General features: G+C 71.3%; 5 protein-coding genes. 3 read left to right on the plus strand and 2 right to left on the minus strand.

Annotated elements, in window-relative coordinates; all coding sequences use genetic code 11:
* Positions 1-21: 21 nt before the first annotated feature.
* A complete protein-coding gene (locus KGQ19_RS00095; protein WP_230417991.1) occupies positions 22-1,200 on the minus strand; it encodes a cytochrome P450 in 1,179 nt (392 codons plus the stop codon).
* Positions 1,201-2,394: 1,194 nt separating this feature from the next.
* Between KGQ19_RS00095 and KGQ19_RS00100 the strand changes: the two genes are divergently transcribed.
* From KGQ19_RS00100 to KGQ19_RS00110, 3 genes are all read left to right on the plus strand, one after another.
* The gene (locus tag KGQ19_RS00100) at positions 2,395-2,898 is read left to right on the plus strand and encodes a SigE family RNA polymerase sigma factor (protein WP_212006931.1); all 504 of its coding nucleotides are present in this window, start codon (positions 2,395-2,397) and stop codon (positions 2,896-2,898) included.
* A 66-nt stretch (positions 2,899-2,964) separates the two neighbouring features.
* Positions 2,965-4,053 carry a hypothetical protein gene (locus KGQ19_RS00105; RefSeq protein WP_212006932.1) on the plus strand — a complete coding sequence of 363 codons (1,089 nt, stop codon included), beginning with the start codon at positions 2,965-2,967 and terminating at the stop codon, positions 4,051-4,053.
* A 161-nt stretch (positions 4,054-4,214) separates the two neighbouring features.
* The gene (locus KGQ19_RS00110; protein WP_212006933.1) at positions 4,215-4,964 is read left to right on the plus strand and encodes a thioesterase II family protein; all 750 of its coding nucleotides are present in this window, start codon (positions 4,215-4,217) and stop codon (positions 4,962-4,964) included.
* Positions 4,965-5,140: 176 nt separating this feature from the next.
* On the opposite strand, the gene KGQ19_RS00115 is transcribed toward KGQ19_RS00110, so the two are convergent.
* Positions 5,141-6,643, minus strand: a complete 1,503-nt coding sequence (locus KGQ19_RS00115; RefSeq protein ID WP_212006934.1) for a glycosyltransferase family 39 protein — start codon at positions 6,641-6,643, stop codon at positions 5,141-5,143.
* Positions 6,644-6,656: the final 13 nt, after the last annotated feature.

The following is a 6,656-nucleotide window of genomic DNA, read 5'->3' on the forward strand; positions in this document are numbered from 1 at the left end:
GGGCGGCGGACATCGGCGGTCCTACTGTCTGACGACTTCGACCGGCAGCCGGCGCACGCCGAGGATGACCGCCGGGTTCTGGTACGTGACGTCCTCGTAGGAGGGGACCACCAGAGAGCGGAACCGTTCCTGGAGCATGCGCAGCGCGATCCGCGCTTCCAACCGCGCCAGCGGCGCGCCGAAGCAGAAGTGGATGCCGTGCCCGAAGGTCAGGTGGGGATTGGGATTGCGGGTCACGTCGAAGACATCGGCCGCGGCGAAGCGGGACGGATCGCGGTTGGCGGCACCGAGGTTGGTCATCACCATGGTGTCCACGGCCAGTTCGTGACCGCCGAGCACCACCGGCTTGGCGACGCGGCGTCCCAGCTCGGGGAAGGGCGGGAGCCAGCGCAGCACTTCCTCGATGGCGGTGGGGAGCAGGCCGGGATCGGCGCGCAGCGCCGCGTCCGTCCCCGGGTGCCGGTCGAAGGTCACCACGGCGTTGCCGAGCAGCGCGGTCGTGGTGACGTGCCCGGCGACCAGCAGCAGGGCGACGAACCCGACCATCTGCTGGTCCTCCAGGTGGACGCCCTCCACCTCCGCCGCGATCAGCTTGCTGGTGAGGTCCTCCCCCGGGTGGGCCCGGCGCTCGCGGATGTGCTGGAGCATGTACCCGTTCATCTCGCGGATGGTGGGGGCGATGGCCTCAAGCGCCCGTTCCAGGTCGGCCGCGTCGGGGGCCTCACCGAGCTGGTCGCCGCTGAACAGGACGCTGGCCCACTCCTGGAACAGCAGGTGCTCCTCGGCGGGGATGCCGAGCAGTTCGGCGATGACGATGATGGGGAGCGGGTAGGCCAACGACTCGACCAGGTCGAACCGGTCGCGGTCGGCGACCTCGGCCAGCAGCCGCGCGCACAACGCCTCGATGCGCGGCCCGAGCCCGGCCACCACCCGCGGCGTGAAGGCCTGACTCACCAATGTACGAAGTCTGCGATGCTCCGGCGGGTCCATGCCGACGAAGTTGCCCTGCGTGAAGGTGTCGAAGTCCTCCTGGGTAGGCGCCAGGGAGGACAGATCCGAGGAGAAGGTCGCCGGATCGGCCAGCACAGCGGCCACGTTCTCGTAGTCCACGACCTGCCACACACCCAGGCTCTCCTCATAGCGCACGGGTCCGGCCGCACGCAGGGCGCGCCAACGCTCGGGGACCTCCTCCAGCGGCATGGGCGGAACGACCAGTCGATCGGCGGTCACGATTACTCCTCGGGTCGCACTCGGGGGGATGGCAAAGTTCAGGCACGGATGGCGGACCCGCGGCAGAGCGTGGCGAACTGCCGCCATGAGCGGTTCCGAGACGGCACGGCGCTCCGCCAAGCACGAGGGGAGACACCACGCTGACTCCGCGCCCAGCGTTTGGTCCAGGCCGGGCGGGACAACATCAGCGCCTCGATCGCAAAGCCCGATGATCGAACGCTGATCAGACGCCTATCAGCTCGGTGGTCCGGGCCTTGGGATCGCGGCACCTGGGGATTTGCCGCACCACCGCACGCCGAGGGACGGCAGGCCTCTGCAGGCGGCCCGAATCCCACAGCCTGGCCCGCACAGCAGACCAGCCCGCCCTGGGGCTCCCCCCAAGCGGTCCGTCCCGCGCAGCCATTGCGCCGGAGGTCCGCACCAGGTGCCAGGGACGGCGTGATGCCCGAAATCGAGCGCTTCATCACGCCCGACGCGGCTCAGTCTTCACGATAGGTCACTTCAAGGCAACCCCTCGGAGTCGAAAGTAAAGCAAAGCTCTGATTCGAGGTGGCGCGCCTGGAACGCGCCCGCCGGGGCACTCCCGGAGCCCTGCGCAGGCGCCGTCGGCGCCGTCGGCGTCTGACTAGCCGAAGTACCGCAAACTACTGATACAACAGTGCTGATCGGCGGTGCGGTGAGCCCGAGGGCTCATCGGAGGAAACCGGCCCCGATCCCGGCCAGGATCCGGCCCCGATCCCGCGGCCGCCGGTCGGCGAAAGGCCCAGGCGGCCGACCCCGGTTAGTAAATCAGGGGCCTGGGTAGGTGGGGTGGGGCGCCGCGGTCGCCGGGCGCGCCATCGCCCACGATCCGGTCCGCGAAGCGGGCCAGCCGGCGTTCCGTGACAGCGCGCGTCCGAAGGAGGACCGACCGCAGGGAGCGCCGGAGAGGTCAGCCTCACTGTCAGCCCGACACGCGATCCGGCTGCCGGTTGTCGATTGCCCCTGCCCGTCGCAGGGCGGGTCACACGAGCCCCACCTGTTCCAGCGCCACCAGCAGCCCCTCTGGAAGGGACTTCAGCCAGCCGCCGGGAAATCCGCTCCGCCTCCCATGCAACCGATCCCGGCTGGCTCTTGTCAGTAGCGGCGTGACATCCAATGCTGCGCTCGCGAGACGGAATCCCTATGGCTGAACACACCCCGGACCGGGACTTCATCGAGTTCGTCTCCGGGCGCGTCCTGTGGCTTCGCCGGATCGCGTTCCTGCTGTGCGAGGACTGGCACCACGCCGACGACCTCGCGCAGACCGCGCTGACGAAGCTGTACGCCGTCTGGCCCAAGGCCCGCTCCGCCGACAACCTCGACGCCTACCTGCGCACGATCCTCGTCAACACGTACATCAACGAGACCCGGCGCCCCCTGTGGAAGCGTCTCGTGTCCGCCGACACCGGGGTCCTGCTCGACGTGCCCGAACGGGCGCCGGACAGCGATGCCGCGCTCGACCTGCGCGCCGCGCTCGCCAAGCTTCCGCCCCGGCAGCGCGCGGCGGTCGTCCTGAGGTACTACTGCGACCTCTCGGTCGAGCAGACCGCCGCGGAGTTGAACTGCTCCCCCGGCACGGTGAAGAGCCAGACCGCGCGTGGTCTGGACGCGTTGCGCCGCATCCTCCAGGCCCAGCCATCCCTGTGACCGGCACAAGACGTATCTGACGTACACAAGACCCAGAGAAAGCGCGGAACAATCACCATGACAGGCATGCCCGAAGATCCCGGCTCCCAGCTGACGGCCCTGACCGAACTGGCGGCCCCGGCCACCGCCATCGACCTGTACAAGGCCTGCGACGACGGCTACCGCCTGCGGCTGCGCAGGCGCCGCACCAACCGGGCGCTGACCGGCACCGCCGCCGTCGGGGTACTCGGCGTCGCGGCCACAGTGCTCACGATCGCCCACTCCCCCGCCACCCACGGCGCCGGACAACAGGCGGCCGGCCAACTGCCCGCCGGTCAGCAGGTGACGACCGGCGGACCGACGTCGCCCCCGACCACGGCCGGCGGCGCACCGCACAGCCCGTCCACGGCGCCGTCCACGCCGGGCCCGGGCATCGCACAGACCGGCGGCGTGCGCGTGCCGGCCAGCTTCGGCTGGCTCCCGCAGGGGATGGCCTTCATCGACGAGGGCCCGTCCGCCGGCACTTCCACCTACACGGCCGCCGCCGGAACGACCGCGGGCAAGGCGGCAGGCCAGCCCAGGGTCTTCCTCTCGGTCGGCGACACCGGACCGGCATCCATGTCCTCGAAGATCCCCGTGCAGGGACTCGGCACGTCCGCCTACTGGGTGGCGGGGACCGGCCAAAGCGTCGTCCCCGGCCAGGCAGACCTGATATGGCAGGACTCTTCGGGCAAATGGCTCACGGTGAGCGGCGACTCCCTGGACCCCGCCACCGCCGCCGCGACCCTCGAACACGTCGCCCGCACCATCGTGGTGGGCCAGGCCCCGCTGCCACTGCCGATCCAGATCAGGGGGCTGGCACCGGCCGCGCTCGGCGTCAACCAGGTCGTGCTCACCCACCCCGCCCCCGGCCACACCGGCCCGGCCAACCTGAACATCGGGCTGAACACCACCGACGACAGCCTCAGCGTGTTCGTCGAGCCGACCGGAACAACGCAGGGCCCCTGGACCTGGGGCACATCAGCGTGCAAGGACTCCGGCGGCTGGAACATCTGCGTCGTGGCCGACCCACGCGCCGCCACCGAACTGCCCGGCGGAGTCAACGGCCTGCTCGCGCACATCCAAGGACTCGGCACCGATCCCGCTCACTGGAGCGCCGATCTCTTCGCGAACTGAGTGATCGGCTTCGGCGGACAGCCGGCAGCCGATATCCCCCCGCCGAAGCCGCGCGCCTCCCGTCCAACTGCCGCCGGGGCAGTTGGGCGGGTTATTGCCAGTGCATCAGGGTTCTGGTTAGTGTGCGGCGTGCCGTCGTCAGATCTCTCACTTGGAGCGGCATGTCTTCTGAGGAATCCCTGTGGTGTCGCCGTTACCTGCCTGTGCGGGACGCGCCCGCGCGCCTGGTCTGCCTTCCGCATGCCGGTGGGTCGGCGCCGTTCTTCCGGCCGGTGGCGTTGGGGCTGGGGCAGGATGTGGATGTCGTCGCGGTGCAGTATCCCGGGCGACAGGAGCGGCGGGCGGAGCCGCCTATCACGGATATGGCGGAGCTTGCTGATCGGCTGACCGATGTGCTGCGCAAGCAGCCGGAGTCGCCGACCACGTTGTTCGGGCACAGTTTGGGCGCGGTGCTGGCGTTCGAGGTGGCTCGGCGGCTGGAGGCCGACGGGCGGCCGGCGGTGCGGATCGTCGCCTCGGGGCGGCGGGGGCCGGCTACGCATCGGGATGAGCAGATCCACCTGCTGGACGACGATGGGATCCTGGCCGAGCTGCGGAAGATGAACGGCACCGCGTCGATGCTGCTCGACGACGAGGAGCTGATGCGTGCCTCGTTGCCCGCCCTCCGCGCCGACTACACGGCGGTGGAGCGGTATGACTGCGGGCCCGACGTCTCGGTGAGCTGCCCGATATCTGTGATGACCGGCGACAGCGACCCGAAGACGACGCTGGACGAGGCGCGGGCCTGGGAGCAGCACACCTGCGGCGGGTTCGAGTTCCACGTGTTCCAGGGCGGCCACTTCTTCCTCAGCGAGCGTCCGGCCGAGGTCATGGCGGTGCTGAAGGGGTACTTCGGCCCGGCGCGCGGCTGAGCTTGACCGCCGGGTCCCAGTCCGAGTCCAAGTCCAAGAAGTCCCAGTCCCAGTCCCAGTCCCAGTCCCAGTCCCAGTCCCAGTCCCAGTCCCAGTCCCAGTCCCAGTCCCAGTCCCAGTCCGGCCAGGGTCCGAGTCCGGATCCGGCCCGAGTCCAGTCCGCGTCCAGTCCGCATTCAGTCCAGGTGACGCAGGCCCGGCCACATCGCGGCCCAAGACCCGTGCGGCCGGCTGCACACGTAGACCGCGGCGTGCTGAGTCGTCTCCTGATCGCTGAGCCCGTGCGGCAGGCTGATCGGCGCGACCTCGGTGACCTGCGACCAGAACCGGCGCAGGAACGCGGGGGTCCACTGGCCCACACACAGCACAGTGGTGGGTGTGCCGGGCGGCGCGGAGAGCGCGTACTGGTTGTGCCCGCTGAACACCGGGCGCCGCAGGCCGTCGGCCGGGCCGAGGATGGTCAGCGCGCCGATCTCGCCGTAGTTGCTGGTGAAGATCGGCGTCCCGGCGGGCAGCTTCGCAGAGGCCTGTTGCACCGTGGCGACGAACGAGGGCCAGCCGTAGGTCTCCATCACCTGCGGGTTGACCGAACGCAGGTCGGTATCGGCGGCCACCGGAAGGACCGGCAGACCCACGATCAGCGCGAGCAGCCCGGATCCGGCGACGGCGGCCGGCCACCAGATCCGGCCGCGCGCCGTGGCCGCCGCCTCCACCCGCACCGCCCCGGCCGCGAACAGCGCGGTCAGGGCCGGGGCCGGGTAGTACAGGCGACCGCCGGCGGCGGTGAACACCACCACGGCCACCACCGTGGCGACCAGGACCCAGCGGTGGTCGCGCCCGGCCGGCGTCGCGAGCCGGCGCACCCCCAGCACCCAGAGTCCGACGAGCGGGGGCCCGGCCAGTAGCAGCGCCATGGTCGGCAGGTGGGTCAGCGCGCCGGCCGCGCCGCCCTGCTGCTCGGCCAGGACCCGGGCCATGCGGAAGTTCGCCCACTGATGCCGGGCGTCCCAGAGCAGATTGGGCACGGCGATCAGCACCGCCAGGGCGCCAGCGAGCCAGGGCCCCGGTCCGCGTAGCGCATCGCGCCGGAACAGGGCCAGGCCCAGGCCGATACCGAGCAGCAGCACGGCGATGGTGTCCTTGGTCTCCAGCCCGATCCCGGCCACCGCGCCGGCCGCCAGATAGGCCCGGACGCTTCCCGACCGCAGTGCCCGCGCGACCAGCACCAGCACCGCCACCCAGGCCAGTTGGTCCAGCACGGTGGTGCCGAACAGCAACGACGCGGCCACGAAGACCGGGCTGGCGGCGGTCGCGGCGGCGGCCAGCAGCTGGGCCCGCCGCCGGCCGCCGAACTCGGCCGCCAGGACCGCCGTCAGCAGCACACAGCCGGCCTGGGCCGCGATCGCGACCAGCCGCAGCGGCAGGACGCCGCCGGGCAGCGCGGCGGCCAGCCGGGCCAGGACCGGGGCCACCGGGGGCTGGTCGACGTAGCCCCACGCCGGGCTCCGGCCGCAGAGCACGTAGTAGAACTCGTCGCGGTGCCAGCCGAAGCGGGTCGCCACCGCCAGGTGCACCGCCGCGGCGACGACCGCCACCACCGCCACCGCACGCCAGGCCACCGGCGGCCGCCCCGGAACGGTCGCCCACCGGGCCACCGGTTCCACACCCGAATCCGCCATCGTCGCCTCGTCC

This window comes from Catenulispora pinistramenti, from assembly GCF_018274385.1.
GTDB classification, from domain to species: domain Bacteria; phylum Actinomycetota; class Actinomycetes; order Streptomycetales; family Catenulisporaceae; genus Catenulispora; species Catenulispora pinistramenti.